29 protein-coding genes are annotated in these 25,116 nt (G+C 57.9%); 25 read left to right on the top strand and 4 right to left on the bottom strand.

The genetic code is table 11. The annotated features are described in order from the left end of the window. Positions 1 to 6 precede the first annotated feature (6 nt). Positions 7 to 810 carry a hypothetical protein gene (locus DKY63_RS29025; RefSeq protein ID WP_110967270.1) on the bottom strand — a complete coding sequence of 268 codons (804 nt, stop codon included), beginning with the start codon at positions 808 to 810 and terminating at the stop codon, positions 7 to 9. Positions 811 to 1,040: 230 nt separating this feature from the next. On the opposite strand from DKY63_RS29025, the gene DKY63_RS29020 reads away from it, so the two are divergent. The 13 genes from DKY63_RS29020 (at position 1,041) to DKY63_RS28960 (ending at position 13,399) form a co-directional block, all read left to right on the top strand. Then, positions 1,041 to 1,613, top strand: a complete 573-nt coding sequence (locus DKY63_RS29020) for a phage baseplate assembly protein V (protein ID WP_110968007.1) — start codon at positions 1,041 to 1,043, stop codon at positions 1,611 to 1,613. Next, positions 1,610 to 1,954: a GPW/gp25 family protein gene (locus DKY63_RS29015; RefSeq protein WP_110967269.1), complete on the top strand. Its 345-nt coding sequence runs from the start codon at positions 1,610 to 1,612 to the stop codon at positions 1,952 to 1,954. Before DKY63_RS29020 ends, DKY63_RS29015 begins: the two co-directional genes overlap by 4 nt. Beyond that, the gene (locus DKY63_RS29010; RefSeq protein ID WP_110967268.1) at positions 1,951 to 2,862 is read left to right on the top strand and encodes a baseplate J/gp47 family protein; all 912 of its coding nucleotides are present in this window, start codon (positions 1,951 to 1,953) and stop codon (positions 2,860 to 2,862) included. The genes DKY63_RS29015 and DKY63_RS29010 overlap by 4 nt, the downstream gene beginning before the upstream one ends. Further along, positions 2,862 to 3,482 (top strand): phage tail protein I, encoded by a 621-nt coding sequence (locus DKY63_RS29005; RefSeq protein ID WP_110967267.1) that lies wholly within the window; start codon positions 2,862 to 2,864, stop codon positions 3,480 to 3,482. The genes DKY63_RS29010 and DKY63_RS29005 overlap by 1 nt, the downstream gene beginning before the upstream one ends. After that, positions 3,475 to 5,817, top strand: a complete 2,343-nt coding sequence (locus tag DKY63_RS32770) for a phage tail protein (RefSeq protein ID WP_239499340.1) — start codon at positions 3,475 to 3,477, stop codon at positions 5,815 to 5,817. The genes DKY63_RS29005 and DKY63_RS32770 overlap by 8 nt, the downstream gene beginning before the upstream one ends. Further along, a complete protein-coding gene (locus DKY63_RS32450) occupies positions 5,814 to 6,419 on the top strand; it encodes a hypothetical protein (protein ID WP_204354269.1) in 606 nt (201 codons plus the stop codon). The genes DKY63_RS32770 and DKY63_RS32450 overlap by 4 nt, the downstream gene beginning before the upstream one ends. 114 nt (positions 6,420 to 6,533) lie before the next feature. Then, a complete protein-coding gene (locus tag DKY63_RS28990; RefSeq protein WP_110967266.1) occupies positions 6,534 to 7,706 on the top strand; it encodes a phage tail sheath protein in 1,173 nt (390 codons plus the stop codon). 57 nt (positions 7,707 to 7,763) lie between these two features. After that, complete coding sequence (locus DKY63_RS28985; protein WP_110967265.1) at positions 7,764 to 8,279, top strand: phage major tail tube protein; 516 nt, start codon at positions 7,764 to 7,766, stop codon at positions 8,277 to 8,279. Positions 8,280 to 8,327: 48 nt separating this feature from the next. Beyond that, positions 8,328 to 8,675, top strand: a complete 348-nt coding sequence (locus DKY63_RS28980; protein ID WP_110967264.1) for a phage tail assembly protein — start codon at positions 8,328 to 8,330, stop codon at positions 8,673 to 8,675. A gap of 8 nt (positions 8,676 to 8,683) precedes the next feature. Then, positions 8,684 to 8,803 carry a GpE family phage tail protein gene (locus tag DKY63_RS28975; RefSeq protein ID WP_110967263.1) on the top strand — a complete coding sequence of 40 codons (120 nt, stop codon included), beginning with the start codon at positions 8,684 to 8,686 and terminating at the stop codon, positions 8,801 to 8,803. Next, positions 8,793 to 11,687 carry a phage tail tape measure protein gene (locus tag DKY63_RS28970; RefSeq protein WP_110967262.1) on the top strand — a complete coding sequence of 965 codons (2,895 nt, stop codon included), beginning with the start codon at positions 8,793 to 8,795 and terminating at the stop codon, positions 11,685 to 11,687. The genes DKY63_RS28975 and DKY63_RS28970 overlap by 11 nt, the downstream gene beginning before the upstream one ends. Positions 11,688 to 11,693: 6 nt before the next feature. After that, positions 11,694 to 12,134, top strand: coding sequence for a phage tail protein (locus tag DKY63_RS28965; protein ID WP_110967261.1), 441 nt, complete (start codon positions 11,694 to 11,696; stop codon positions 12,132 to 12,134). Beyond that, positions 12,131 to 13,399 (top strand): phage late control D family protein, encoded by a 1,269-nt coding sequence (locus tag DKY63_RS28960; RefSeq protein WP_110967260.1) that lies wholly within the window; start codon positions 12,131 to 12,133, stop codon positions 13,397 to 13,399. Before DKY63_RS28965 ends, DKY63_RS28960 begins: the two co-directional genes overlap by 4 nt. 412 nt (positions 13,400 to 13,811) lie before the next feature. Here DKY63_RS28960 and DKY63_RS28955 read toward each other — a convergent pair whose 3' ends face one another. Further along, on the bottom strand, positions 13,812 to 14,099 hold the full coding sequence (locus tag DKY63_RS28955; RefSeq protein ID WP_239499339.1) for an XRE family transcriptional regulator: 288 nt from the start codon (positions 14,097 to 14,099) through the stop codon (positions 13,812 to 13,814). 141 nt (positions 14,100 to 14,240) lie between these two features. On the opposite strand from DKY63_RS28955, the gene DKY63_RS28950 reads away from it, so the two are divergent. The 9 genes from DKY63_RS28950 to DKY63_RS28915 all read left to right on the top strand — a co-directional run bounded on the left by DKY63_RS28950 (position 14,241) and on the right by DKY63_RS28915 (position 19,688). Beyond that, positions 14,241 to 14,441 (top strand): DNA-binding protein, encoded by a 201-nt coding sequence (locus tag DKY63_RS28950; RefSeq protein ID WP_110967259.1) that lies wholly within the window; start codon positions 14,241 to 14,243, stop codon positions 14,439 to 14,441. A 29-nt stretch (positions 14,442 to 14,470) separates the two neighbouring features. After that, a complete protein-coding gene (locus tag DKY63_RS28945) occupies positions 14,471 to 14,944 on the top strand; it encodes a YmfL family putative regulatory protein (protein ID WP_110967258.1) in 474 nt (157 codons plus the stop codon). Further along, the gene (locus DKY63_RS28940; RefSeq protein ID WP_110967257.1) at positions 14,941 to 15,234 is read left to right on the top strand and encodes an ogr/Delta-like zinc finger family protein; all 294 of its coding nucleotides are present in this window, start codon (positions 14,941 to 14,943) and stop codon (positions 15,232 to 15,234) included. The genes DKY63_RS28945 and DKY63_RS28940 overlap by 4 nt, the downstream gene beginning before the upstream one ends. Next, entirely contained in the window at positions 15,231 to 15,605 is a 375-nt protein-coding gene (locus DKY63_RS28935; protein WP_110967256.1) for a hypothetical protein, read from the top strand. The genes DKY63_RS28940 and DKY63_RS28935 overlap by 4 nt, the downstream gene beginning before the upstream one ends. 70 nt (positions 15,606 to 15,675) lie before the next feature. Further along, positions 15,676 to 15,915: a hypothetical protein gene (locus DKY63_RS28930; RefSeq protein ID WP_110967255.1), complete on the top strand. Its 240-nt coding sequence runs from the start codon at positions 15,676 to 15,678 to the stop codon at positions 15,913 to 15,915. Positions 15,916 to 15,920: 5 nt separating this feature from the next. Next, on the top strand, positions 15,921 to 18,719 hold the full coding sequence (locus tag DKY63_RS28925) for a toprim domain-containing protein (RefSeq protein WP_110968005.1): 2,799 nt from the start codon (positions 15,921 to 15,923) through the stop codon (positions 18,717 to 18,719). Between the two features lie 17 nt (positions 18,720 to 18,736). Then, on the top strand, positions 18,737 to 19,045 hold the full coding sequence (locus DKY63_RS28920) for a hypothetical protein (RefSeq protein ID WP_239499338.1): 309 nt from the start codon (positions 18,737 to 18,739) through the stop codon (positions 19,043 to 19,045). Positions 19,046 to 19,083: 38 nt separating this feature from the next. After that, the gene (locus DKY63_RS32235) at positions 19,084 to 19,221 is read left to right on the top strand and encodes a hypothetical protein (protein ID WP_162634932.1); all 138 of its coding nucleotides are present in this window, start codon (positions 19,084 to 19,086) and stop codon (positions 19,219 to 19,221) included. Positions 19,222 to 19,412: 191 nt separating this feature from the next. Further along, complete coding sequence (locus tag DKY63_RS28915) at positions 19,413 to 19,688, top strand: pyocin activator PrtN family protein (RefSeq protein ID WP_110967254.1); 276 nt, start codon at positions 19,413 to 19,415, stop codon at positions 19,686 to 19,688. 1 nt (position 19,689) lies between these two features. On the opposite strand, the gene DKY63_RS28910 is transcribed toward DKY63_RS28915, so the two are convergent. Further along, on the bottom strand, positions 19,690 to 20,814 hold the full coding sequence (locus DKY63_RS28910) for a site-specific integrase (RefSeq protein ID WP_110968003.1): 1,125 nt from the start codon (positions 20,812 to 20,814) through the stop codon (positions 19,690 to 19,692). A 102-nt stretch (positions 20,815 to 20,916) separates the two neighbouring features. On the opposite strand from DKY63_RS28910, the gene dusA reads away from it, so the two are divergent. Beyond that, positions 20,917 to 21,927 carry a tRNA dihydrouridine(20/20a) synthase DusA gene (gene dusA / locus DKY63_RS28905; RefSeq protein WP_110967253.1) on the top strand — a complete coding sequence of 337 codons (1,011 nt, stop codon included), beginning with the start codon at positions 20,917 to 20,919 and terminating at the stop codon, positions 21,925 to 21,927. 102 nt (positions 21,928 to 22,029) lie between these two features. On the opposite strand, the gene DKY63_RS28900 is transcribed toward dusA, so the two are convergent. After that, positions 22,030 to 22,863 (bottom strand): undecaprenyl-diphosphate phosphatase, encoded by an 834-nt coding sequence (locus DKY63_RS28900; RefSeq protein WP_110967252.1) that lies wholly within the window; start codon positions 22,861 to 22,863, stop codon positions 22,030 to 22,032. Positions 22,864 to 23,412: 549 nt separating this feature from the next. Here DKY63_RS28900 and DKY63_RS28895 point away from each other — a divergent pair. Then, on the top strand, positions 23,413 to 24,156 hold the full coding sequence (locus tag DKY63_RS28895; RefSeq protein WP_110967251.1) for a winged helix-turn-helix domain-containing protein: 744 nt from the start codon (positions 23,413 to 23,415) through the stop codon (positions 24,154 to 24,156). A gap of 272 nt (positions 24,157 to 24,428) precedes the next feature. After that, positions 24,429 to 25,091 carry a winged helix-turn-helix domain-containing protein gene (locus DKY63_RS28890; RefSeq protein WP_110967250.1) on the top strand — a complete coding sequence of 221 codons (663 nt, stop codon included), beginning with the start codon at positions 24,429 to 24,431 and terminating at the stop codon, positions 25,089 to 25,091. Positions 25,092 to 25,116: the final 25 nt, after the last annotated feature.

Raw genomic sequence — 25,116 nt, 5'->3', positions numbered from 1 at the left:
CAGTTCTCAGCCACCATCTTTTTTATAGTAATTGGTCTCGGTCCATTCATGCTTGCACGACGTGCAACGGTACTTCGAGCGATTCTCCATATCACTGACGGTGACCCGAGCCCACTCGGTCTGACGAGTATTGAGGTTAGTAACACTGCGCTGTTCCGTTCGCACACCCACCAGCGTATCCACTGAACTCAAGCAGTTCACCGTGTGCTTGCTGCACCGAACACACTGCTTTGGCATGAACATGCCCCACACATACCAAACCGCTAATCCACCAAAACCAAGCCCTAAAAGCCAAAGTGCTTTGACGTTCTGTGGTTGAAAATACATAAGCACGAAGCCAGCTACGACTCCGAACAAAGAGATTCGAAAAATATCGGTGCGGTGGTCCTTTTGTCGAATGATGCCTGTCTCACGCAGTGATTGAGCTTGTGCACGGTGCTCATCAGCAAGATCTTTAGTGAGTGCCTGGGTAGCAGGTGGCGGAGCTGTTACAGGGGTATCCACAGTCGCTTCGAATTGTTTGTCGACAGCATTTTTTAGGGACTGGATTATGCTTTTGCCTTCCCCCCAGTCAAATGCCTGACCAGAAAAAGTACTGATAGTTAAGACGGCTCCAGGACTACCAGTCGCGATAGTCAGGTTAATTTGCTGACCGAAGCTCTTCATGCTCCATTTTGAATCGCACGAGATAACGCCGCCGGCACGATCAGAAAACTTTAATTTAAAGCCGAGCTCCGCCACAGATTTCAGCACTGCTGAATAGAGCAAATTTCGGTCTGTGTCGGGGTAGTGAAATGTATCTTGCGCCATAAACAATCCTTTTTAGAGAGCCTTAAAACGTCCAACCCGTAAAGCGCCATCACTATGCCACCCTCGCTTGTTTTGATGAACATCGAAGTGCGTACTCAACGTTAACTAAGTCTAGTTTTCGAAATTTCTGGCGCCTGGGCCTGAATCTCAACGACTCATTCGCCTGTACAGTTGCCATCTACAAGTTGAACTGGCTGCATACGCGCACGCGTGACGCCACCATCGGCGGCATGAACAATATTGCCGCCCTCTCCCGCCTGCTGGAAAACCTCATCCGCTTTGGCACCATCGCCGAAGTCCAGATGAAGCCACCGCGTGTGCGTGTGAAAACCGGCGACCTGCTCACTGCGTGGTTGCCGTGGATTGCCTTGCGTGCAGGCTTGGACCAGGAGTGGGATCCGCCCACGGTAAATGAGCAGGTCATTCTGTTCAGCCCGTCCGGCCTGCTCGCCAACGGCGTGGCCCTCACTGGCATTTTCAGCGACGAGCACCCGGCCAACGGCGACCGCGCTGGCCTGCAGCGCCGCACCTACCGCGACGGCGCTGTCATCGAGTACGACAGCGTCGCTCATCACCTGCGCGCAGTGCTGCCCGAGGAAGGCACCAGCGAGCTGATCAGCAAAGGCGGTATTCACATCGTCGGCCCGATCACCCACGAAGGCGATTACACCCAGACCGGTAACCAGAATGTCACCGGAAAGGTCACCGTTTCGGAGGATGTCATCGCCGCCAATATCAGCTTGGTCAACCACCCGCATGGCGGCGTGAAGTCCGGATCTGATCAGTCAGGTAAACCGCTATGAACCGAGAAACCGGCGGCGCCATCGGCGACTTGGAGCACATCCGTCAGTCGATCACCGACATCCTCAGCACCCGTATTGGCACCCGTGTCATGCGTCGTGACTACGGCAGCTTGCTACCCGAGCTGGTGGATCAACCTTTCAACGACGCTACGCGTCTGCGGGTGTATGCCGCCACGGCCATGGCGTTGTTGCGCTGGGAACCTCGAATCATCCTCAGCCGCGTGCAGTTCAGCGGCGTCAGTCTGCAGGGTGCGGTCGTGCTGGAACTTGAAGGCGCCGAAGTCGACAGTAATCAACAACACAGCCTGAGCATTCCGCTGCAACTGGGGGCGAGCGTATGAACACCTTTGTCCCGATCGACCTCAGCCAACTCCCAGCGCCGCAGATCGTCGAGCAGATCGACTTCGAATTGATCCTGGCCGAGCGCAAGGCATATGCGATCAGCCTATGGCCCGCAGAAGAGCAGGCGGAAATTGCCGCTCGCCTCGAGCTGGAGTCCGAGCCTCTGACCAAACTGCTCGAGGAAAATGCCTACCGCGAAACGATCTGGCGCCAGCGCGTCAACGAAGGCGCCGTGGCCAACATGCTTGCCCTTGCCCAAGGCGCCGACCTGGAGCACTTGGCAGCTAATTACAACGTCAAACGCCTGGTAGTACAGGTGGGTAACGCCAATGCTGTGCCGCCTATTCCCGAAATCCTTGAGAGTTACGACAGTTTGCGCGAGCGAGCTCAAATGGCCTGGGAAGGCCTCAGCACCGCCGGCCCACGCAACAGCTACATCTTTCACGCTCGCGCATCTGATGGACGCGTGGCCGACGCCACAGCCGAAAGCCCAAGCCCTGCCGTAGTAGTCGTTACAGTGCAGTCCTTGCTTGGAGACGGTCGCACTGATGCCGATCTGCTCAACATCGTCAACGCCTACCTGAGCGACGATGACCGCCGCCCGGTGGCGGATCGCCTGACGGTGCAGGGTGCGGCTGTCCTGCCTTACCAGGTCAGCGCCCGTCTTTACCTGAAAACCAGTGGCCCTGAATCGGAGCCAATCCTTTTGGCTGCTAAACAACGCCTGCTGGCTTACGTACATCAGCGCCGCCGACTGGCCATGGAAGTCTCGGAGTCAGCCATCCATGCCGCACTGCACGTTGAAGGTGTGCGCAAGGTCGAATTGGATAACTGGACCGACATCGCGGCCACGCCTTACCAAGCGCCCTACTGCACCGCCATCACGCTGGCCCAGGGTGTGGAGTAATGGGTACCACGTCGCTTTTGCCGCGTAACGCCAGCAAGTTGGAACAGCTGGCCGCCGAAGCACTGGCACAAATTGAGCGCACCCCCATTCCACTGCGACAGCTGTGGAACCCCAGCGAGTGCCCAGTTGAACTGTTGCCCTATTTGGCCTGGGCTTTTTCGGTTGATCGCTGGGACAGCAACTGGGTCGAGGCAACCAAGCGCGCCGCCATTCGTTCGGCGTACTACGTGCACTCTCGTAAAGGCACCATCGGCTCCTTGCGTCGGGTTGTGGAACCTCTTGGGTACCTGATCGAGGTCATCGAGTGGTTCAACATGACACCGCAGGGGATCCCAGGCTCTTTCGCTCTGAAACTCGGTGTGCTGGATACCGGCATTACTGAAGAAATGTATCAGGAGCTTGAACGCCTGATCGACGACGCCAAGCCAGTCACCCGGCACCTGACAGGGCTGGCAATCAGCCTCGAAAGCCCAGGCACTTTGAACATCAGTGTTGCCGTCTACGAAGGCGACGTTATCGATGTTTACCCACCTTTGATGCGCGACATCGAAATCACCGGGACCCTCGGCGTGGTGGGTCGCGAACACTCTATAGACACCCTGGACGTTTATTATGATTGATGCGAACTCGCAGTTTTTCGCGATCCTCACGAATGTGGGGATGGCCAAGCAGGCGAACGCCGACGCACTCGGCATCCCATGGAAGTTCAGCCAAATGGGCGTTGGCGATGCCAACGGCACCGACCCAATCCCCAATGCAACACAAACCCGCCTGATCAACGAATGGCGCCGCCGGCCGCTGAATCAGGTGCGCATCGACCCAGTTAACCCAGCGGTAATAATCGCCGAACAGGTGATCCCGGCCGACGAGGGTGGCAAATGGATTCGCGAAATCGGTCTGTATGACGCGGACGGCGATCTGGTGGCGGTGGCCAACTGCGCGCCGAGCTATAAGCCCGTGCTGTCGCAAGGCTCCGGCCGCACGCAAGTAGTGCGGATGAATTTCATCGTCGCCAGTACCGGCAATATCACGCTCAAGATGGACCCCGCAGTGGTCCTGGCGACGCGCGAATATGTCGATCAGCGCATCATGGAAGAGCTGTATAAGCTCGACAGCAAGCAATCGGTGCGTGTGGCCACCACAGCCAACATCGCCCTGGCTGGGCTGTTGACCATCGACGGGATCGCCCTGGTGGCCGGTGACCGAGTGTTGGTGAAAAACCAGACGGCGGCCAAGGACAATGGCATTTACCTGGCGGCGGCGAGCGGCTGGACACGGGCGCCGGATGCCGACATCAGCCCCGAAGTGACCTCGGCGCTGTTGGTGTCAGTTGAGCAGGGCGCCACCCTGGCCGACACCCGTTGGCAACTGGTGACGGATGGGGTGATTGTCCTGGGCACCACGGCGCTGACGTTCCAGAACGTGACCCAAGGTTTTGCGCCGATCAACTCGCCGGCATTTTTGGGCTCGCCAACGGCGCCGCTCCCGGCTCAGTTCGATAGCGGTCTGTTGCTGGCTCCTACCGCGTTTGTGCAGCGCGCGCTGGGCAACATGTCGGGCGGTCGCTCGATCAACGTCAGCGGCGCTATCACATTGGCGGCGTCCGACGCTGGGCAGTTCATTTCGGTGGCTTATGGAGCGGCTCAGGCCGTGACGTTGCCGCCGCTGGCTGACGTCGCTGTGGGTACAACCATTGCCCTGCATAACCCTTCTGGGGTGGAAAAGACGGTTTTTGGTGCCGGTAACGACAAGATCAGTCCCGATGGATCGCAGTATGGCTTTGTTGCGCTTCGCTATGGCGAAACGGCTTTTTTCACCAAAGAGACCGGAGTGTGGCGGCTACATGGCAGTTCGGCGCTGCGGTATTCCAAGGCCCTGGCGGGTGCTGACTGGACCACACAGCCGCTGTTCGACAACACGAAATCGTTCGCGACAACTGAATACGTCATGCGTGCGCTCGGCAACTATCGCGGCTTCACCAGTTTGACGGCGGCCACCACGTTGACGTCGGCGGCGATCGGTACGGTGGTTACGGTGATCGGGACCTTTACCGTGACTTTGCCAGCGGCTAACGCCGTGCCGTGGGGCAGCGCGATCAACTTCCGCAACATCGGCGGCGGTGTGGTGACTGTTGTGTGCGCTGGAGCGGACACGATCAATGGCGGCACCATTAACCAGCTCGCGAGCATCGTCTTGCAGCCGGGGGCCACGCTGGAGCTGGTCAGCAACGGATCGGCTGCCTGGTGGGCGTCCGGTTCGGCGCAGCTGCAATATGGCCAGGTGTTTGGCTATACCGCGCCTCAGTTCGACAACAGCAAGTTGTTTGCGACCGCCGAGTTTGTACAGCGCGCGATCGGTAGTTACTCGGCCTATACCGCGCTGGCGGTCAGCACTGCGATGACCGTGGCTCATGTGGGCAACATCGTGTTTCCGGTCGCGGCCGGGCTGACCTTTACGCTGCCGCCCGCTGCGGGCATTCGTGCCGGTTCAAGCATCAAGTTCTTTGGCAATCAGGCCGGCGTGGTGATTCAGCCAGCGAGCGGCACGATTGTGCAAAACGGTACGGCTCGCGCTTCGATTACCCTGGGTCCAAACGATACCGCTGAGCTGATGCTGACCACGGCGGCGGGCTGGTACGTTGTCGGCGGATCGGCATCGCTTGCCGCGTCCTCGATTTTCGAGGCGACTACCACGCCGAATGGCTATCAGAAAAGCCCGGGCCAGATGCAGGAATGCCGAGGCTCATTCATCGCCAGCGCAACACCTGGTGCGGCGGTGCCAGTGACGTTCCCGCTCGGCTTTCTCGCCGTGCATGAGGTGATTATCACGCCGGCGAACGCCTCGACCACGACTTCATCGGCGTGGCATGACTCGGCGTCAGCCTCGGGGTTTAACGGTCGGTGCAATATCCCCTCGGCACTTTGTCATTACGTAGCAAAAGGGACCTCGCTATGAGTATGTGGGCTATATGGTCAGATGAGCAGCAAGCCTTTCTGTTCTCGGATGTCGACAACGGCGGTTTTGAACTTAGCGACGCAGAACATGCGGCTCTGATGCAGGGGCTGGAAAGCGGGCAATTGATCATTGCCGACGAGCACGGTGCCCCGGTGCTGTTCGATCCTCCCCCCCCGCCTGCCCCAGCGATCTGGGCAAAGTGGCTTGAGCAAGACGGGCGCTTTCTGTTTCAGAACAGCGATAACGGCGGCGTACAGATCACTTGCGAAGCGCACGGCGCGTTGCTGGAAGGGCAATCAGCCGGCATGCGCATTGTGTCGAATGAACAAGGCGAGCCCGTGCTGGCTGGCCCGCTGAGCGCGACGGCTGAGGAACTGGCGAGCAATGAACGGGTGTGGCGAGACGGGCTGTTGTCGCTTACGGACGGAGTGGTAACGCGCCACCGTGACGAGCTGGAAGAAGCGATCGAAACGACCCTGAGTCCAGATCAGTACCGGGAGCTACAGGCATTCCGGCGCGCCCTTCGCAGCTGGCCAGAATCGGGCGAGTTTCCTTTACTCGATCACCGTCCTATCGCTCCACCCTGGTTAGCGGAAGTTTAGGGAAGTAGTTCCCGCAACCTGTAAAACCTCCCCCTACAACTCCGGATGCTCGTTCATCCGACGCGCGCGCGGCAGTCTGTGCAGTGTCTTTCCATCACTGCGCAGGCAAACCCCATGGCCGACGAATACCATCACGGCGTGCGAGTCCTCGAAATCAACGAGGGCACGCGCCCCATTCGCACCGTTTCCACCGCTGTCATCGGCATGGTCTGTACTGCCGAGGACGCCGATGCCGTTATGTTTCCCCTGGACACTCCTGTCCTGATCACCAACGTGCAGGCTGCCATCGGCAAGGCCGGAACCAAGGGCACATTGGCTGCCAGCCTGCAGGCGATCGCTGACCAAACCAAACCGGTCATCGTTGTCGTTCGCGTTGCTCCTGGTGTCGATGATGCCGCGACCACCAGCAACCTGATCGGCACCACCACTGCCACCGGCAAATACACCGGAATGAAAGCCCTGCTCGCGGCCAAGTCGCGACTGAAGGTCACCCCACGCATTCTCGGTGTGCCAGGTCTCGATACCTTGCCCGTTGCAACAGCACTGGTATCCATCGCCCAGCAGTTGCGCGCCTTCGCCTACGTCAATGCCTGGGATTGCCAGACCAAGGAAGAGGCGACCACCTACCGGGAGAACTTCGGCGCCCGAGAAGTGATGGTCATCTGGCCAGACTTCCAGAACTGGGACACCGTCACCAACGGCACTGTCACCGCTCCTGCCGTCGCCCGAGCGCTGGGCCTGCGCGCCAAGATCGACCAGGAAGTGGGCTGGCACAAAACCCTGTCCAACGTGGCCGTCAATGGCGTGACCGGCATCAGCGCCGACGTGTTCTGGGACCTGCAGAACCCGGCTACCGATGCCAACTACCTCAACAGCAACGAGGTCACCACCCTGATCAACGAGGGCGGTTACCGTTTCTGGGGCAGTCGCACCTGCAGCGACGATCCGCTGTTCGCCTTCGAAAACTACACTCGCACCGCCCAGGTGCTGGCCGACACCATAGCCAACGCGCAAATGTGGGCCATGGACAAACCCATGCACCCATCGCTGGTGCGCGACATGCTCGAAAGCATCAACGACAAGTTCCGCGAATTGATCGCCGGCGGTTACCTGATCGGCGGTAGCGCCTGGTACCCCGACGACATCAACGACGAGACCACACTCAAGGCCGGCAAGTTGTACATCGACTACGACTACACCCCCGTCCCGCCGCTGGAAGATCTCACCCTGCGTCAGCGCATCACCGACCGCTACCTGGTCGACTTTGCCAGCCGCCTCAACAGCTAACCCGGGCCTCCCCTCACGGGGAGGTAACCCTGCGCCTGCCGATCGGAGAACACCGCCATGGCCCTGCCCCGCAAACTCAAGAACATGAACCTTTTCAACGACGGCAACAGCTACCTGGCAGTCGCCAAATCCGTCACCTTGCCCGCCCTCGGTCGCAAGATGGAGGCCTATCGTGGTGGCGGCATGAACGGCCCAGTCAAAGCTGACCTGGGCTTCTCCGATGACGGCATCAAGCTGGAATGGAAAACCGGAGGCCTCGACCTGATCTCCCTGCGCCAGTTCGGTACGGTCAAGGCATCCGGTGTGCTGCTGCGTTTTGCCGGCACCTACCAGCAGGACGACACCGAAGAAATGAGCGCCGTCGAAATCGTGGTGCGTGGCCGTCACGAGACCATCGAAATGGGCGACGCCAAGCCCGGTGACGACACCGAGCACAGCATGACCACCAGCTGCAGCTACTACAAATTGATCGTCGACGGCGAAACCGTCATCGAAATCGACCTGCTCAACTTCGTTGAAATGGTTGATGGCGTCGACATGCTCGAAGCACAGCGCAAAGCCCTGGGCATCTAACTCAACCGGCCCTCAATCGAGGGCGAACCCCATCTCCTGGAGAACACCATGTCCACACCTGACACCGCCGAATCCGTCGTTAACGCACCTGTAGAAACCCCGCTCGACGAGAACACCATTGAACTCGACACCCCCATCCAGCGCGGCAAGCAAATCATCAGCACCGTGACCCTGCGCAAACCGTGCGCGGGTGAACTGCGTGGCATTCACCTGGCCGAGTTGCTGAACCTCGACGTGGCCAGCCTGATCAAGGTCATCCCGCGCATCAGTTCGCCGGGTATCACCGCCCCGGAAGCCGCCGGCATGGATCCCGCCGATCTGCTGGCCATCGGTGGCAAGGTCGTCGGTTTTTTGCTGCAGAAGCAGGCGAAGACGGATGCATCCCTCGTTGCGTAGAAGACGCCATGGCTGACCTGGCCGTGGTCTTTCACTGGGCACCGGTCGACATGGATCGGCTGGGCCTGCAGGAATTGATGGACTGGCGCGAGAGGGCGCGGGTCAGGAGTAGCGCCGATGGCGAATGATCTACGACTTCAGGTATTGCTCAATGCAATCGACAAGGCCTCCGCGCCACTGCGGCAAATCAGCAAGGGCAGCCTCGACACTGCCCGAGCGCTGAAGGACGCCCGCGATCGGCTGAAAGAACTCAACACCCAACAGAATGACATCAGTGCCTGGCGTTCCCAGCGCGCAGCCGCGCAAGAGACCAGCCAAGCGCTGGAAGCCGCACAGGCGAAGGTCAAAGGCCTCAGTCAGCAATTCGCGGCTACCGGCGTACCAACCAAGGCGATGGCGAGGGAATTCCGCACTGCAGTGCGAGAAGCCCAGGCCCTGAAACAGGCACACCAGCAGCAAAGCGAAAAGCTCCAGGGTCTGCGCAGCCGGTTGCAGGAGGCGGGGATCAGCACCAAAGCCCTCAACGGCCACGAACGCCAACTGCGCGAGCAGATCAGTGCAACCACGGCCAGCATCAACACGCAAAACCAGCGCCTTGCAGCCTTGAACGCACGACAGTCTCAGGCAGCGAAATTGCGCAGCAACTTCGCCAAGAATCGAGAGATGGTCGGGGTCACCGCGAATGCCGGCGCCAGTGCTGTCGCCACCGGTGCGGCGGCTGGGTTGCCCATTCTGGCGATGGTGAAGAACTACGCTAGTTTCGAAGACGCCATGGCCGGTGTCGCCAAGCAGGTCGACGGCGCCCGAGACGACAACGGAAAACTCACCCAGACCTATTACGACATGGGTGCGGCCATCAAGAAGATGGGCGAAAGTATTCCCATGGCCACCACTGACATTGCCGCCCTGGTAGAAGGCGGCGCGCGCATGGGCATTCAGGGCAAAGACAACTTGCTCGAGTTCGCCCGTGTCGCGGCCACAGCCGCCACGGCCTTTGAACTGCCCGCCGACCAGGTCGGTGAAAGCCTTGCGCGTATCGCTCAGCTTTTCAAATTGCCTATCCAAAACGTCAGCCAGCTCGGCGACGCAATCAACTACCTCGACGATAACGCCATGTCGAAAGGCTCCGACATCATTGAGGTCATGCAGCGCACGGCCGGTATCACTGCCTCGGTGGGTATGTCCTTCAAGGATGCGGCGGCCCTGGGATCAACCTTCCTGACTCTAGGCGCCTCTGCGGAAGTTGCCGGCACGGCCACCAACGCCATGATCCGCGAACTGGCAATTGCGACACAGCAGCCAAAGCGGTTTCAAAAGGGCCTGGCAGCGATTGGTCTGGAGGCAAAAGCTGTTCAGGAAGGCATGGCCAAGGACGCCACCGGCACGATTCAGAAGGTGCTGCAGGCAATTAACAAGTTGCCCAAGACCAAACAGCTCGGCGTCACGACTGAGCTTTTTGGCAAGGAATACGGCGACGACGCAGCGAAACTCGCCTCGAATATCGGCGAGTACCGACGCCAGCTCGATTTGGTAAACAGCACCAAGGGCAGTGGCTCGATGCAGCGCGAGGGCGATATCAAAGGCCAGCAACTTTCAGCCCGCTGGCAAATGACTCAAAACCGCCTGTTCAACCTCAGCAGCGCCCTTGGCGAAACGTTGCGGCCGACCATCATCGAGCTGGTCGACGGCTTCAACCGCATCATTGAGCGGGTGAACACCTGGGCCTCACAAAACCCCACACTCGTCGCCGGCCTGCTGAAAGTCGCCGCTGGGATCGCGGCCTTGTCTGCGGGCTTCGGTGTCGTCGCGCTCGGCATCGCGGGTGTGCTTGGCCCCTTCCTCGCCGTACGCTTCGCCCTGTCCATGGTGGGGCTGAAAATCCCTACCCTGCTCGGCTTGTTGAAAGTGCTGGCCACTTCCCTCGGTGGCGGTCTGTTGACCGCCATTCGCGCTGTCAGCATCGCTCTGTGGGGCTTGGCCACCAACCCGGTGGCGCTGGCCATCGCTGCCGTGATTGCGACACTGGCCGGCGCCGGCTACCTCATCTACCAGAACTGGGACCAGGTGAAAGCGTACTTCGCCAATGCCTGGACCGAGATTCAGAGCGGTTTCAGCAGCGGAATCGGCGGCATCATCACGACTCTGGTCAACTTCAGTCCGATCGGACTGATCTACCAGGCGTTTGCCGGCGTGCTGAGTTATCTAGGCGTTGATCTGCCGACGCGTTTCACCGAGTTCGGCAGCATGATCGTCAACGGTCTGGTCAACGGCTTATTGGCCGGCGCCGGACAGATCAAAGACGCCATCACCTCGATCGGCGGTTCGACCATTGACTGGTTCAAGGAAAAGCTTGGCATCCACAGCCCATCACGGGTCTTTGCCGAGTTGGGTGGCTTCACAATGGCGGGCCTGACGCAGGGTCTGCAATCCGGTGAGCAAGGGCCACTGGATGCCGTTGCGCAGATCAGCAAGCAGCTCACCAGCGCGGGTTCGTTCGTTATGAATGCGATTGCTGGACCTTCTCCAACGGGGGAGCAGCGCACGCCAGCTCAAGCGGTGGGAGTTAAACAACCAATCAAGGCTGCTCAGACCGCTGCTGCAGCACAACCAGTTAAAGCCGCTCAAGCTGCTGGGGTCGCTCCACAACTTAACGTTGTACGGACCACTGTGCCCACGGCTGGCCCATCAGGGGCTGATACCGGCGTTCTGGCGACGTTAGCCAACCTCGGCAAGCAGATCACCGCCGCCGGTGCCCTGGCACTGGGCAGCATCGCGGCGCCCGTTATGGCGATGGGTACCGCAGTAACGCCGGCGATCGAGATCGACAGCCGCGCCCCCGTCGCACCGCAGCCAGCCGCGACCTATGACAGTCACGACCATTACGAAATCCACATACATGCCGCCCCGGGCATGGATGCCCAAGCCATTGCCCGTGCGGTGCGCGCGGAGTTGGCCCGTAGCGATCGGGAAAAGTCCGCCCGCAAGCGCAGCCAACTATCCGACCAGGAGTAAACCAGCATGATGCTCGCCCTCGGCATGTTCGTATTCAGCCTGCACACAGCCGCGTACCAGGAGATGCAACGCCAGACGGAATGGCGCCACCCCAGCAGTAACCGCATCGGCGCCCAACCTGCCCGTCAGTTCCTAGGCCGTGGCGAAGATGCCGTAACCCTCCCCGGCATCATCCTCCCTGAGTTGGCCGGTACCGTCTTGAGTCTGGACGCGCTGCGCCAGATGGCTGATACCGGCAAGGCCTGGCCCATGGTCGAAGGCACCGGCCGACTGTGCGGACTCTGGGTGATTGAAGGACTTACGGAGACCAGGACCATTTTCTTTTCCAACGGCGCCGCGCGGCGAATTGAATTCAACCTGAGCCTCAAGCGTGTCGACGATGGTCGTGTGGATTTGCTTGGCGCCAGTACCAGTGCCGGACTGAACATTCTGAGGGGGTTGCTGTGATCGATAGTGCCATTACCCGCGTCACGGGCTACGTAACCAACACCCTGGAACAAGCACGCCGCGATGCCACCTATCCGGTACCAGCCTTCCGCTTGACCGTCGACGGCAACGATATCGCGCAGTTGATCAGCCCACGGCTGATGAGCCTGGAGCTAACCGACAATCGCGGCATCGAAGCCGATCAGCTCAGCATTACCCTCAGCGACCATGATGGTCTGCTGACCATTCCGCCAAAGGGCGCCGTTCTGCGGTTGTGGTTGGGTTGGAGCGACACCGGTCTGGTCGACAAAGGCACCTACACCGTCGACGAAACCGAGCACAGCGGCGCGCCAGACGTGCTCAGCATCCGTGCGCGATCGGCGGACCTTCGCAAAGGTCTGAAGACCAAACGCGAGCGCAGCTGGAGCAACACCACCCTGGCCAAGGTGCTGGGCGCCATTGCCAGTGGCAACGGCCTCAAGGCAACGATTGCCGAAGCATTGGGCGCCCTGCCCATCCTGCAGCTCGACCAGGCCAATGAATCGGATGCCAACCTGATCAGTCGACTGGGTGAGGAGTTCGATGCAGTGGCCACCGTCAAAGCTGGATGCTTGCTGTGCATGCCCGCCGGGGGCGGCAAGACGGCCAGCGGTCAGGCATTGCCCCATATCACTCTGACCCGTACTGATGGCGATCAGCACCGGTATCTGCAAGCCGATCGTGATAGCTACGACGGCGTGCGCGCCTATTACTACGACGTGAACAGCGCCAAAAAACAGGAGGCTATCGCCGGTGGCGGTGAAAACCTCAAGGACCTACGCCATACCTACAGCGATCGACAGTCAGCCCTGCGTGCTGCCCGGGCCGAGTTCAACCGCCTGCAACGCGGTAGCGCCACCTTGAGCTATACCCTGGCGCGAGGCAGGCCAGATCTGATCCCGGAGCTGACCTACACGCTCCAGGGGGTGAAGGCTGAGATCGATGAAATCATCTGGTATGGGGGGAACGTTCAGCACAGCCTGAGCGCCGATAGCGGCTACACCATGAGCCTGGATCTAGAGAGCAAACTGCCGGAGGACACGGTCGAAGACCTAGCCGAGGAAAACAAAGGGAATTACACCGGCATCATCGCCTTCTACCGCGAAAAAAAAACCGGGAAGGAAAAGACTGTGACGGCTGGAGATCAATCAAAGCCCAGGCGGTTGCGGTGGTTGTATGCCAGTGAGAAGACGGCAAAACGAGCGGCAGAGAGGGAATGGAAGAAAATGCAAAGCGCGCAGGCATGAAAAAGGCACCCTCGAGCGCCTTCGTTCGTCTATGAAAAATCACTTGAGTGGCAGTTTTGTTATGGCCATCGCTGACACAAAACGCAGGACATGAGCACGGTCCTCTTTCGCTAAGCGACGAAACCATCGCAGTAGCACACGCTCTTTCCGAGACATGTATCGGCGTGATTGTGGCTGTTCTTGGGCGGGACTGCTTTCCGCCTTCCGTATCGACAACATGCGCAAACTCCATACGCAAGTACTGTATGCGCATACAGTACACGGGAGCGCGAAATTTGCCAACAAAGTCACGGTTTCTTGGCCTAGCAAATCAAAAAGCCCGGCTGGATGGCCGGGCTTCTGTTCACATCTTATAGGCGATTACGGCCACTTCATTTCTGGCCGGCGCTATGCGCCATCTTGACACGTCAGATCACAACTTCACTCGCATCGTCGCTACGAGTGCGCCTGTGAGCCGTTTTACCGATTCACGGTCGTGCTCGGGGAGAGACCGAAACTGTTCGAGAACAAGCGACTCCTCCTCGCTGAGGCTCGTGGCATCAATCGAATGCCGACTACCAGTGAGGACAAAGTGAACATCCACAGCCATGCCCTGCAAAGCTGCCAAATAGCGTACATCGGGCGAGCTTGACTCAAGTTCATATGCCTTTTGAGTTCCTCGGCTGACGCCCGCAGCAATACCAAAATCGGTCTGGTTCATACCCAACCGATCCCTTTCTTCACGTAGGCGTTCACCTACTCCAGATAAAATGAGCACTTTTTTGATCAACACCAGTTGACTTGAACAGTTTTCTGTCCAAGAATTCTCACCGTCGAACACGATTAAACACGGTTGAACACTATGCATGTCCTTCTAACCCCCGAGCAAGCCCGTGCAGCTCTAGACCGCCGGGGAAAAAGTATTGCGGAGTTCAGCCGCGAACATGATCTGAACAAAAATTTGGTCAGTGATCTGCTCAACGGACGCAAGAAAGGTCGTCGAGGCGAAGCACATCGGGCAGCAGTGTTGCTCGGGATCAAAGACGGCGAGGTTGCACAGTAGTGCCGCTAGCCAAGGAGGGAAACGAGAACATGAAACGCCCAGTGCTAGAAACCAGACGCCAGGTAGTCAGCGCCATTGTGTGTGCTTACCCAGGCGGACGCGAATGCGCCGCAGCGCGCCTCGGCTACGAACTCAAGAAGTTCGATAACCACCTCTACGAAAACGCCGGCAGCCGGCCTTTGAGCGATGACCAGATTCATATGCTCGAACGTGACGCGGGTACTAGCTTTTTCCCCGAATACGTCGCCTCCCTTTACAGCGGCATGTTCGTGCCGATCGCCAATCCAGAAACCCTGGACAACATCGAGTTGTATAGCCGCTCGGTCAGCACTGCCGCCAAGCGTGGTGTGGTCGATCAGATCATCGACAAAGCGTTGGCTGATGGAGTCATCGAGAAAGGCGAAGCCGCTGCAATTCTCGCAGCCCACAGCAAGTATCTGAGCGCTCGCCATGCCGAGGTGTTGGCCACGATTCAACTGCACAGCAAGGAGGCCGACCAGTGAGCGTCTACAAAATGGTCTGCCCCCACTGCATGAGCCGCATGCGTATCCGCACCAGCGAAGGCACCCACATTTTCCTGCGCGTGGCCTACCTGCAATGCGCCAACGAAGCTTGCGGCTGGTCCGTGCGTGCTGAGTTCGAAATGACTCATGAAATGAGCCCGAGCGGCATGCCCAACCCAACCGTCAAGCTGCCCGTAGCCCCTGTTGCATTGCGTCGCCTGGCGATGAAGTCCCAAGACGATCAGCCGGATTTGCTGGACTCACTCGATATGGAGGTTGAATACGCATGAACGCCATCACCCTGACGATCAATCCCACCAATGACTATCGCGCCGCCATGCAACAAGCGGCCGTGGCCTACCTGTATCGCCAACATGGACAACACCTCTCCGGCGACCACCTGCTGCTTGAAAACTGCAAGCGCTACCTCACTCAGTCGCTCGAAGTGCCTGAGCACCTGGTGCAACGCATCGCCGAACTGGCTGTTACCGAATTCGAAAGCATGACCACAAAGCGCGTAGCAACGCTGGGCATCTACCCGGGCAGCAGTGCTTATCGTTACCTGGTCTGGCTGCTCGATACCCAAACGCAGAAGCGCTACCCGGTCCCGGCGCGCTTCTTACCAGCGCGCTTGCTGACCTCCCGCGACACCTCGAACTAAATCTGAACCGCCCCTGACACATGCCCGCATTGCGTGGGTAAGGGGAAACTGCACTTTATTGGTGGCCGAAATGAGCAATATCACCATCCAACTGGAGTTGAACGAGCAGCAGGCAAAGCAATACCTGCAGTGGCTCAACAGCCAGTACGACACCACCATGGCTGACATCTGGTACTCCGATCGCTATCGGAATGTACCCAGTGCCCAGCGAGCGCCCAAGGTGCTCCATGATGTCCCGCACCTCGCCGGCATTTGCCGGACTCGCAACGAGCTGAAAAAGCAGCTCGGCGCTGTGGAGCGTGCGCAGTGAAGACCATGGACCACCAGTTGCGCGCCGATGTGCTGCAGCGCCTTGAGGCCGATTTTGGCCTGCAACACATGGCTGGCACCCAGTACATGCGCAAAGGCACCTGCCCGCAGTGCAACCAGCGGCGGCTGTTTTCCCGCTACGACGAGCCGTGGTTCATCCGCTGCGGCCGTGAGCAGAAGTGCCGCTACATGGAGCCGGTGAAAGAGCTGTACAGCGACCTGTTCGACGACTGGAGCAAGCGCGCACCGGCCACCGACGACCAACCTGCTGCCAGTGCCAAGGCCTATTTGACCTTCGCCCGCGGCTTCGACATTAGCCAGATTGAAGGCTGGTATTCCCAAGAGCATTACTTTGATCGGGATCTGAACATCGGCTCGGCAACTGTTCGCTTTCCACTCGATAAAGGTGGCTACTGGGAACGCCTCATCGACAAACCGAACCGCTTCGGCAAGAAAAAGGCGCGTTTCAAACCCGGCGAAAGCTACAAGGGTTTCTGGTGGGTACCGCCTTGCGTTGACCTGCTGCAGGTCGACGAACTTTGGATTGTCGAAGGAATTTTCGACGCCATTGCCCTGGTGCAAAACGGTATTCCTGCCGTTGCCGCGCTTTCCTCGAACGCCTATCCAGAGGAATCGCTGAAAGCCCTGATCACCGCCCGCGCCGGTAAAACGCCAAAACTGATTTGGGCCCTGGACAACGAACCAGGTGCTCACAAATACACCCGCATGTGGGTCCGCCAGGCGCGTGACCTTGGCTTCACTTGCGAGGCTGCACAGATCCCTCAACCCGACTCGCGCAAAGTCGACTGGAACGATCTGCACCAGCGTTGGGCTTTCATGGACGATGTCGAAGCCCGTACCCAACGGATCGACAAGGAGCTCGACGAGGCCAAGCATCACGGCGCGCTGCTGATCGCAGAAAGCGCCGTCGAGAAGGCCTTGCTCATGTACCAGTGGCGCGAGCGCGAAGAGTTTCACTTCGGCTTCGACTCCCGCCTGTACTGGTGGAAGTTGGACATCTCGAAGTTCAACAGCGCGATGCAGGCACTGGATGCCAGCGACAACCATGAAGACCAACAGCTCAATGACAAAGGGCGTCGCGCCAAAGCGCTGCGCATGTCCGGCTGCGTGGTCGAGATCGCCAACTGCTACCCCAAGGCTCTGTACTTCCAGCGCAACGAGATTACCGACGAGTCCTGGTACTTCTTCCGCGTCGATTTCCCCCATGACGGCGGCTCGGTGAAAAACACCTTCACCGGTGGCCAGGTCGCGGCTGCCAGCGAATTCAAGAAAAGACTTCTCGGCATGGGTGCCGGAGCCGTGTTCACCGGTAGTGGGCAACAGTTGGACAAAATCATGAAAGACCAGCTTTTCGGTATCAAAACCGTGCAAACCATCGACTATGTGGGCTACAGCCGGGAGTACGGCTGCTACGTGTTCAACGACATCGCCGTTAAGGAAGGGCAGCTCATCACCATCAACGAAGAGGAGTTCTTCGAGATGGGCAAGCTGAAACTCAAGAGTCTGCAAAAAGGCGTGAAGATCGCCCTGCAGAAGGATGCCAAGGATTACGACCAGCGCTGGCTGGACTTGCTCTGGCAGTGCTTCGGCGCCCAGGGCACCGTGGCGCTGACCTTCTGGTTTGGCTCGCTGTTCGCCGAGCAGATCCGGGCCCGGTACCAGTCCTTTCCTTTCCTGGAAGCCACGGGCGAAGCCGGGGCCGGTAAAACCACCCTGCTCACCCTGCTGTGGAAACTGCTCGGCCGCGAAGGATACGAAGGTTTCGACCCGTCCAAGTCCACCAAGGCCGGCCGTAGCCGCCTGATGGGTCAAATCTCCGGCATGCCCGTCGTGCTGCTGGAGTCGGATCGCAGCGGCGACGACAGGGCCCATGCCAAAACCTTCGAATGGGACGAACTCAAGGACTACTACGGCGGCGGCACACTGGCGACCAAGGGCGTCAAAACCGCCGGCAACGAGACCTACGAGCCACCGTTTCGCGCCACCATTGCCATCAGCCAGAACGCCCCGGTGGTCGCGTCCGAAGCGATCATGACCCGGATTGTGAAACTGCACTTTGTGCGACCGACCGTGACGGCGGAAAGCCGTGCGGCAGCGGATCTGCTCAACTCACTGGAAGGCTCAAAACTCAGCAACTTCCTGCTGCAGGCGGTGCGCAAAGAGTCGGACGTGATGGAGCTTTTCGCTCAACGCATGCCTGGCTACGAGGCAAAACTGCGCACTCTGCACAGCCACTGCTTTGGCTGCGAAACGCCGTTCAAAGATGAACAGAACGCCTGTGGCCATTGCGGTAACAACTTGCGCGGCTATATCCGTGTGGAGCGGATCAACAAGAACCACGCCCAACTGCTCGCCCTACTCGATTGTCTACGTCTGATCGTTCCCCTCAGCGATGCACAAATCAGCCACACCCGAACCCAAATCATCCGGATGGCCATCGAGCGACAAGCCTCGATCAGTTCCGACCACCCAGTCGTGGCCGAATTCTGGGAAGTCTACGAATACCTCGAAGGCCTGGACGCTGACGGCCCGGTGGTGAACCACAGCAAGAAAGACCACACCATCGCCATCAACCTCAACGATTTCGTCAAGTGCGCGGCCGAGCACCGTCAGAAGGTCGCGGACATTAGCGAGCTGCGCGATCGCCTCAAGGACTCCCGCTCCCGGAAGCTGATCGAAACGAACAAGGCGACCGATAGCGCGGTACGTGCCCACCAGGCGAAGTACTCCAATGCCGTCATGACCAAGCAACCGATCGTGAAGTGCTGGATTTTCAGCGCCTGACCGCAGAGGACATGCAAATGCAGATTCAAGTACTCGCTGAAGGCACGGCAGAGACATCGGTCAGCCGGCAAGACCGCATTGCCGTGCTGCAGAAACAAATGGGCAACGACCACCGCAAAACCGTACAGGCCGACGCCTACGGTGCTGACGGGTTGGTCGACATCCTGGACGTTCGGGCAACAGACGGGCAGCGCGAAATTCTGGTGCTGAATTGCTCGCGACTTCAGATCCAAGCGGTTCTGGAGTGGCAATCGATAACCGAGGACAAGAACGAATTTGAAGGCTTGGAGCTGCACCTGGTGCGACAACCAGACAGCGACATGTAACGCCGGCTGCAACCGGCCAACACTGAAAGGAGAGAACCATGCAGCACACCAGCGAAACCGCCCATCAGGGCAGCAGGGAATTGTTGAGCAATCTGCTCGGCACGATCGCGACCGTCGCACTGATCGCTATCGCGGCCATACAAGTGCCAGACGTACTGATCTGGCTGGCTCGATAAAAAAGGAACGGTACCGAGGGGCTGCAACCCCTCGGCACCAACCACCACTGAAAGGAGAGAACCATGCAAGCCCAAACCCCCAACGATGGCACCGCCGAGGCTATCACGAACACGTTTTCGGGTGACAAACGGACGGTGCAAACATCTCCAGTCGCGTGCTGGACAGGAGCGACCAACAAAGGGGCAGCACAATGAAAACCCTTTTTGTGCTGCTTGCTCAGTACGACGGGCAGGCCATTATCCCGTTGGCGCGTGTCTGCAACGACTATTTCACGCACCTCACCACCGATATGTTCCAACGCAAAGTGCTAGCTGGGCAGATAAAAATCCCAATTACTCGATTGGAACCCAGCCAAAAGAGTGCAAAAGGAATCCACGTGTCGGACCTCGCTGAATACCTCGACGCACAACGCGCAGCAGCCATTCAAGAGAGCAACCAGTTGAACAGCGCCCCTCGAGGAAGCTGATTTACTTCAATGTCCGGGCGCCCAATATAACGGGCGCCTGCAGGACTTTCTCCAGCCACTTCCAATTCCCATAAATGTCGCCACGACCGCGTAAATGCGTGTAACGGCGCATCGAGTTCCAGTCCCTATGCCCCGACACGCTGGCGACTCGCGGAATATCCCAATCCATCTCAAACAGTCGACTGACCCCTTCATGGCGCAAGTCATGGAAATGCAGATCCTCGATGCCCACAATCTTGCAAGCCCTGGTCCAGGACGTCGACACTGATTCAGCGCTATACGGAAAAATCTCCGGCAGTGATTTCGGCATTGTTTGAAGAATGTCCCAAGCCTCGGGTGGGAGATGACACCACACATCGTTACCGATCTTTTGACCGGGATTCTTCATGTCGCGCACCAACACCCGTCGGCCGTCTTCGTCCAGATCCGTCCACAAAATCCGCGTGATTTCTTCCTGACGACGGGTCGAGAACAATGCAAACCCGGTCAGCTTGAGCATATTGATCGAAGTAGGACGGCGAGATTGAATCGCCCGAAAGTGCGTCAGGAGTTTGTCCAACTCTTCCAGGGTAGGCCGCCGATCACGCTCCCGGCTTTTCATGTTATAGCCGAGCTTCTTCAGCACCTTACGGGCGTCCGCCATTGCGTGAGGATTAACTTCATACCCCCATGCCGGCCGGGCGATAGAAAGTACTGCGCCGAGATGGGCCAGATCGTTACCGGCCGTCTGGGGTTGGACGCTTCCGCCCTCTTTGCCCATGCGCCACAGTGCATACTCGACCAACTGCTGACTGTTGATGTCCTGGTCGTTGAGCTTGCCCAGGTACGACTCGCTGATTGCCTTGAGCGTGGCCAGTTTGGTTTTGCCCAATGGACGCACTTTTTCCATTTCGACCAGATAACGGTCGATCATTTCCTTGATAGTGGCGCCTTTGCGGTTTGCCCGCTCGATGGCGCCAGGCTGGTCCAGTTCGGTCTCGCGCTTTCGCACCCAGGCCTGGGCAGCCTGTTTTCGGGCGAAGGTCTGGCTCTCTTGGTAAACTTGCGCTCCGTCGCGAAACAGGCGTATCTGTGCCGTGTAACTGATGCTGCCGTCGGTGCGTTTCCGTGCTCTGATCGTGGCCATGGTCAACTGGTACAATTGTGAAAGGGGTTGGTACATTGTACCAACGGCCTCTCAAAAACGCCCATTTACCCCTGAAAACCCGCCTAAAACACGTAGAGTAAAATGGTACAGAAATCAGCTACATCCCCAGTAAATTCAAGCTCTACGCTGTCTCGGCGGTTTTCCGTTGCACCTATGATGGATTGGACGGACCGCCACTGCCGCTACTTCCTGCGTCTGCTATCAAAAAACGCCCTGCTCTACACCGAAATGGTCACCACCGGCGCTCTGCTCAACGGCGATCACGACCGTTTCCTGCGCCACGACGAGGCCGAGCATCCGCTGGCGTTGCAGTTGGGTGGCAGTGTGCCGTTGGACCTGGCCGCTTGTGCGCGCATGGCGCAAGAGCATGGTTATGACGAGGTGAATCTGAATGTCGGCTGCCCGAGTGATCGGGTGCAGAACAATATGATTGGTGCGGTGTTGATGGGGCATCCGCAGTTGGTGGCCGATTGTGTGAAGGCGATGCGCGATGCGGTGTCGATTCCGGTGACGGTCAAGCATCGCATCGGGATCAATGGGCGCGACAGTTATGAACAACTGTGCGATTTCGTCGGCACGGTTCGTGAGGCCGGGTGCACGAGTTTTACCGTGCATGCGCGGATTGCGATTCTTGAGGGGTTATCGCCGAAGGAGAACCGCGAGATTCCACCGCTGCAATATGACGTGGCGGCGCGGTTGAAGGCGGATTTCCCGGAGTTGGAGATCATCCTCAACGGTGGGATCAAGACGCTGGAGGCGTGCCACGAGCATTTGCAGACGTTCGACGGTGTGATGCTGGGGCGCGAGGCGTATCACAATCCTTATGTGATGGCCGAGGTGGATCAGCAGTTGTTCGGCAGTACGGCGCCGGTGATCAGCCGCGCCGAGGCGCTGGCGCAGTTGCGTCCTTATATAGCGGCGCATCTCGAAACCGGTGGTGCGATGCACCACATCACGCGGCATGTGCTGGGGCTCGGTACCGGGTTCCCGGGGGCGCGCAAGTTTCGGCAGTTGTTGTCGGTGGATATCCACAAGACCAAGGAGCCGCTGGCGTTGCTGGATCAGGCGGGGGCGTTGCTTGAGGGGCGTTGATGCCTTGCTGCTTTAGAGAACGCGGGCATTCAGATAGCCCGCGTTATCGTTGTTCTCCATCGCGAGCAGGCTCGCTCCTACAGTAGAGCCATGCAGTGCGGGTCAGGCGGCCGTAGCGGCTGTCCAGTTCACCCAGCCGAAGATCCAGGTGGCCAGGATCAGCAATCCGAAGGCGATGCGGTACCAGGCGAATGCCGCATAGCTGTGGTTGGCGATGAACTTGAGCAAGCCACGCACGGCGATCATGGCGAAAAGGAAGGCGATCACGAACCCCGTCGCGAATACCGCCAGGTCACCGGCCTGGAACAGATCCCGATACTTGTAGCCCGAGTACACCGCTGCACCGACCATGGTGGGCATCGCCAGGAAGAACGAATACTCCGTCGCCGCCTTGCGTGACAGGCCAAAGAGCAAGCCGCCGATGATGGTAGACCCGGAGCGGGAAGTGCCGGGGATCATCGCCAGGCATTGTGCAAAACCCACTTTCAGCGCGTCGGACCAACGCATGTCGTCGACATGGTCGATGTGCACCACGTGCTCGCGTCGCTCCGCCCACAACATCACGACACCGCCTGCCACCAGTGCAACCGCGACGGTGATCGGGTTGAACAGGTATTGATGAATCTTGTCCGCGAACAGCACACCCAGCACCACCGCCGGAAGAAAGCCGATCAGCAGATTGAGCGTGAAGCGTTGGGCATTGCGTTGGGTCGGCAGGCCTTTGACGATGTCGAAGATCTTGCGCCGGAACTCCCAGACAACGGCGAGGATGGCGCCCAACTGAATAATGATATTGAACGCCATGGCGCGCTCGCCGCCGAACGCCAACAAGTCTGCAACGATAATTTGGTGCCCTGTACTGGAAATGGGCAAGAACTCTGTCAGGCCTTCTACCGCGCCTAATATCAACACCTTTATAAGGGTCAAGAAATCCATTAATCCTCTCTCAGGCCACTTTTACAGTGGTAGCCCGCTGATTGTTTTCAGGTGTTGAAAAACCAAGGTGAAAGAAGCGGCGCAGGCGATTACTGGCCGATTTCAGCCGGGGAGAATAGGCCCTATTAAATAAACCACTCAAGGCTTGTTAATAATCGTCCGGGAATTGGATTTTGAATAACTGGAATTAAACGGTAGAAAGCGTTGCACCGGAGAACGAATGTGATCGAATTCACAATCACCCGAGAATCTCTGGAAAAAGCCATTTCGCCATGAACCTGGAATCAGGAAGCGACAGTGGCAAAAGGACATAAATATCGCTTTTGCGTAATTACAAAATAGTGGCACAATCTCATATTGCCAGCATCTAACGAGGATATTTCACTAGTTCAGCCCGCCAAGAAAATCAACTAAAACCTTGAAAAGCTTAGTTATTGTTAAAAAACTCGGGACCCACGTCTGATTTCCGCGTGAATGTTACCAATTGTCAGTCACAGATGAGAACCGGTGCTTTAACATCCCGATGACAGCACCTTTTCGAGTCAACGCATGATGCTTACAGGTAACTTGGCGACTACTAGAATTCAGCACCGGAAAAACAGCGAACCAGGCGTTCTTACCCTGGGTCGTACTCGTGGCGTGGCTGAACATTTTAGTGCATTAGTCGCAAGGCACGTACGCGCAGATATAACGCTCGAGGCAAGTACTTACACTCATCCGCATAACCAGAATGAGTGCCCGAATTCGTATCGCGCCATCTTCGTCATCATCGACAGCCCTCAGGCCATGGAAGAAAATCTCGCGCTGCTGGAAAGCCTTCGCGACGACAACCAGGCCCCTATCATATGCGCGGTCATCACCGGCCGAGGCGCTTTCAACAAGATCAAGTACTACCTCGCCGGCGCCGACTTTTGTATCAAGTTCAATACTCTTTCCGATGAAAGCTTTGAGTTGCTTGCCGACTTTTTCAATAGCGAAGAGTGGCAAAAAGACATCAACCTGGTATTGGACCCTACGCGTATTTGCCTGTCAGATAACAGCAAGCGACTGGACATCTCCTTTGCTGAAATGAAGATACTCGAGGCCTTTTCGCAAAACAGTAACCACATTCTAAGCCACGACGAAATCGCCAGTATCATGGGGCTCAACACCAATTTCTATGACCCCCGGGCACTGGAAAAATCGATCAGCCGCTTGCGTGGAAAAATCAAGGAAACCTATGGCACAAATGCTATCCAGAGCATTCGTGGGTACGGATATCGCCTCATGAGGGGGCTGATTTCGACAGCCTGAAGCGAGCGAAAAAGGGCCTGAACAAGGGCCCTTTTTTCAACTATACGAAGATATAGGCCTCACCCACTGCTTCTGCAGTTGTTTATTCAATTCCATGACCGTGTTAACACTAAAGCATAACAATAAAAGTTTAATATCCAGCCGATCGAGTGGAACCTATCGAGCCAGTTCGGGACAAACACCCTGCCTTTTCGATTAACTCCGCGGGAGCCCATTGCTCCCACTGCCGATCCTCTTTTCGCCACATTTGGTGTGTACTTCAGGAGAAAGACATGGAAACCAGTACGACTCTCCCAAGGAAATATTTTGTAGTTGTGACCCACAGCACAACTTCGCAACGTGAACTGGAAAGCTTACTGTCCAGCGAGCGTTTCAATTCGTTTAGTACATCCCAGGCGCACATGTTTATTGAAGACGCCACGCCCTCCTCTTCCGCTCCGATGCTGATGGAATTCACCTACCCACGCGTGGCCAGGAAGAACATCCCGCACACCATCGAACATGACACGCAGAAAATCCTCGCGACATTGGAAGCCGAGTGGAATGCCGCACAATCGGTCAATCCGTTTGCCAGCCTTCCAGCCAAGTCGCAGGAGCCGCAAAAAACCGAAGGTGACGCGCCAACTAACGAAGCCTGGCAACTCGATGACGATCAAAACGTATTGATCAAGGATAATGTCGAGATCAGTCTTACCGGACTTGAAGCCGCACTCGTCAGGAAAATGCTGCACCACGAAGAACGGGTCGTCAGTCGCGACGAACTGATTCTGAGCATTGGCCGGGAGCCGGAGCAGTATCGCGGCCTGGAAATGTGCCTGAGCCGTCTCCAGGACAAGTTCAAAAGCGCCAGTCATGGTGAACGACTGTTTCGAGCAGTGCGCAATCGCGGTTATTGCCTGATTCAGGAAGTGACCTCGGAAACACGTTCAGCCTGAGCAATACGCCGATACAGCATTGCAA

The sequence above is a fragment of the Pseudomonas putida genome (genome assembly GCF_003228315.1).
GTDB lineage: Bacteria > Pseudomonadota > Gammaproteobacteria > Pseudomonadales > Pseudomonadaceae > Aquipseudomonas > Aquipseudomonas putida_S.
This window is presented reverse-complemented; position numbering and strand designations above follow the sequence as displayed.

Coding starts and splice junctions, on each gene's coding strand:
- DKY63_RS29025 (WP_110967270.1), bottom strand. CDS start 810: ATGGCGCAAGATACATTTCACTACCCCGACACAGACCGAAATTTGCTC.
- DKY63_RS29020 (WP_110968007.1), top strand. CDS start 1,041: ATGAACAATATTGCCGCCCTCTCCCGCCTGCTGGAAAACCTCATCCGC.
- DKY63_RS29015 (WP_110967269.1), top strand. CDS start 1,610: ATGAACCGAGAAACCGGCGGCGCCATCGGCGACTTGGAGCACATCCGT.
- DKY63_RS29010 (WP_110967268.1), top strand. CDS start 1,951: ATGAACACCTTTGTCCCGATCGACCTCAGCCAACTCCCAGCGCCGCAG.
- DKY63_RS29005 (WP_110967267.1), top strand. CDS start 2,862: ATGGGTACCACGTCGCTTTTGCCGCGTAACGCCAGCAAGTTGGAACAG.
- DKY63_RS32770 (WP_239499340.1), top strand. CDS start 3,475: ATGATTGATGCGAACTCGCAGTTTTTCGCGATCCTCACGAATGTGGGG.
- DKY63_RS32450 (WP_204354269.1), top strand. CDS start 5,814: ATGAGTATGTGGGCTATATGGTCAGATGAGCAGCAAGCCTTTCTGTTC.
- DKY63_RS28990 (WP_110967266.1), top strand. CDS start 6,534: ATGGCCGACGAATACCATCACGGCGTGCGAGTCCTCGAAATCAACGAG.
- DKY63_RS28985 (WP_110967265.1), top strand. CDS start 7,764: ATGGCCCTGCCCCGCAAACTCAAGAACATGAACCTTTTCAACGACGGC.
- DKY63_RS28980 (WP_110967264.1), top strand. CDS start 8,328: ATGTCCACACCTGACACCGCCGAATCCGTCGTTAACGCACCTGTAGAA.
- DKY63_RS28975 (WP_110967263.1), top strand. CDS start 8,684: ATGGCTGACCTGGCCGTGGTCTTTCACTGGGCACCGGTCGACATGGAT.
- DKY63_RS28970 (WP_110967262.1), top strand. CDS start 8,793: ATGGCGAATGATCTACGACTTCAGGTATTGCTCAATGCAATCGACAAG.
- DKY63_RS28965 (WP_110967261.1), top strand. CDS start 11,694: ATGATGCTCGCCCTCGGCATGTTCGTATTCAGCCTGCACACAGCCGCG.
- DKY63_RS28955 (WP_239499339.1), bottom strand. CDS start 14,099: ATGAACCAGACCGATTTTGGTATTGCTGCGGGCGTCAGCCGAGGAACT.
- DKY63_RS28950 (WP_110967259.1), top strand. CDS start 14,241: ATGCATGTCCTTCTAACCCCCGAGCAAGCCCGTGCAGCTCTAGACCGC.
- DKY63_RS28945 (WP_110967258.1), top strand. CDS start 14,471: ATGAAACGCCCAGTGCTAGAAACCAGACGCCAGGTAGTCAGCGCCATT.
- DKY63_RS28935 (WP_110967256.1), top strand. CDS start 15,231: ATGAACGCCATCACCCTGACGATCAATCCCACCAATGACTATCGCGCC.
- DKY63_RS28930 (WP_110967255.1), top strand. CDS start 15,676: ATGAGCAATATCACCATCCAACTGGAGTTGAACGAGCAGCAGGCAAAG.
- DKY63_RS28925 (WP_110968005.1), top strand. CDS start 15,921: ATGGACCACCAGTTGCGCGCCGATGTGCTGCAGCGCCTTGAGGCCGAT.
- DKY63_RS28920 (WP_239499338.1), top strand. CDS start 18,737: ATGCAGATTCAAGTACTCGCTGAAGGCACGGCAGAGACATCGGTCAGC.
- DKY63_RS32235 (WP_162634932.1), top strand. CDS start 19,084: ATGCAGCACACCAGCGAAACCGCCCATCAGGGCAGCAGGGAATTGTTG.
- DKY63_RS28915 (WP_110967254.1), top strand. CDS start 19,413: ATGAAAACCCTTTTTGTGCTGCTTGCTCAGTACGACGGGCAGGCCATT.
- DKY63_RS28910 (WP_110968003.1), bottom strand. CDS start 20,814: ATGGCCACGATCAGAGCACGGAAACGCACCGACGGCAGCATCAGTTAC.
- dusA (WP_110967253.1), top strand. CDS start 20,917: ATGGTACAGAAATCAGCTACATCCCCAGTAAATTCAAGCTCTACGCTG.
- DKY63_RS28900 (WP_110967252.1), bottom strand. CDS start 22,863: ATGGATTTCTTGACCCTTATAAAGGTGTTGATATTAGGCGCGGTAGAA.
- DKY63_RS28895 (WP_110967251.1), top strand. CDS start 23,413: ATGATGCTTACAGGTAACTTGGCGACTACTAGAATTCAGCACCGGAAA.
- DKY63_RS28890 (WP_110967250.1), top strand. CDS start 24,429: ATGGAAACCAGTACGACTCTCCCAAGGAAATATTTTGTAGTTGTGACC.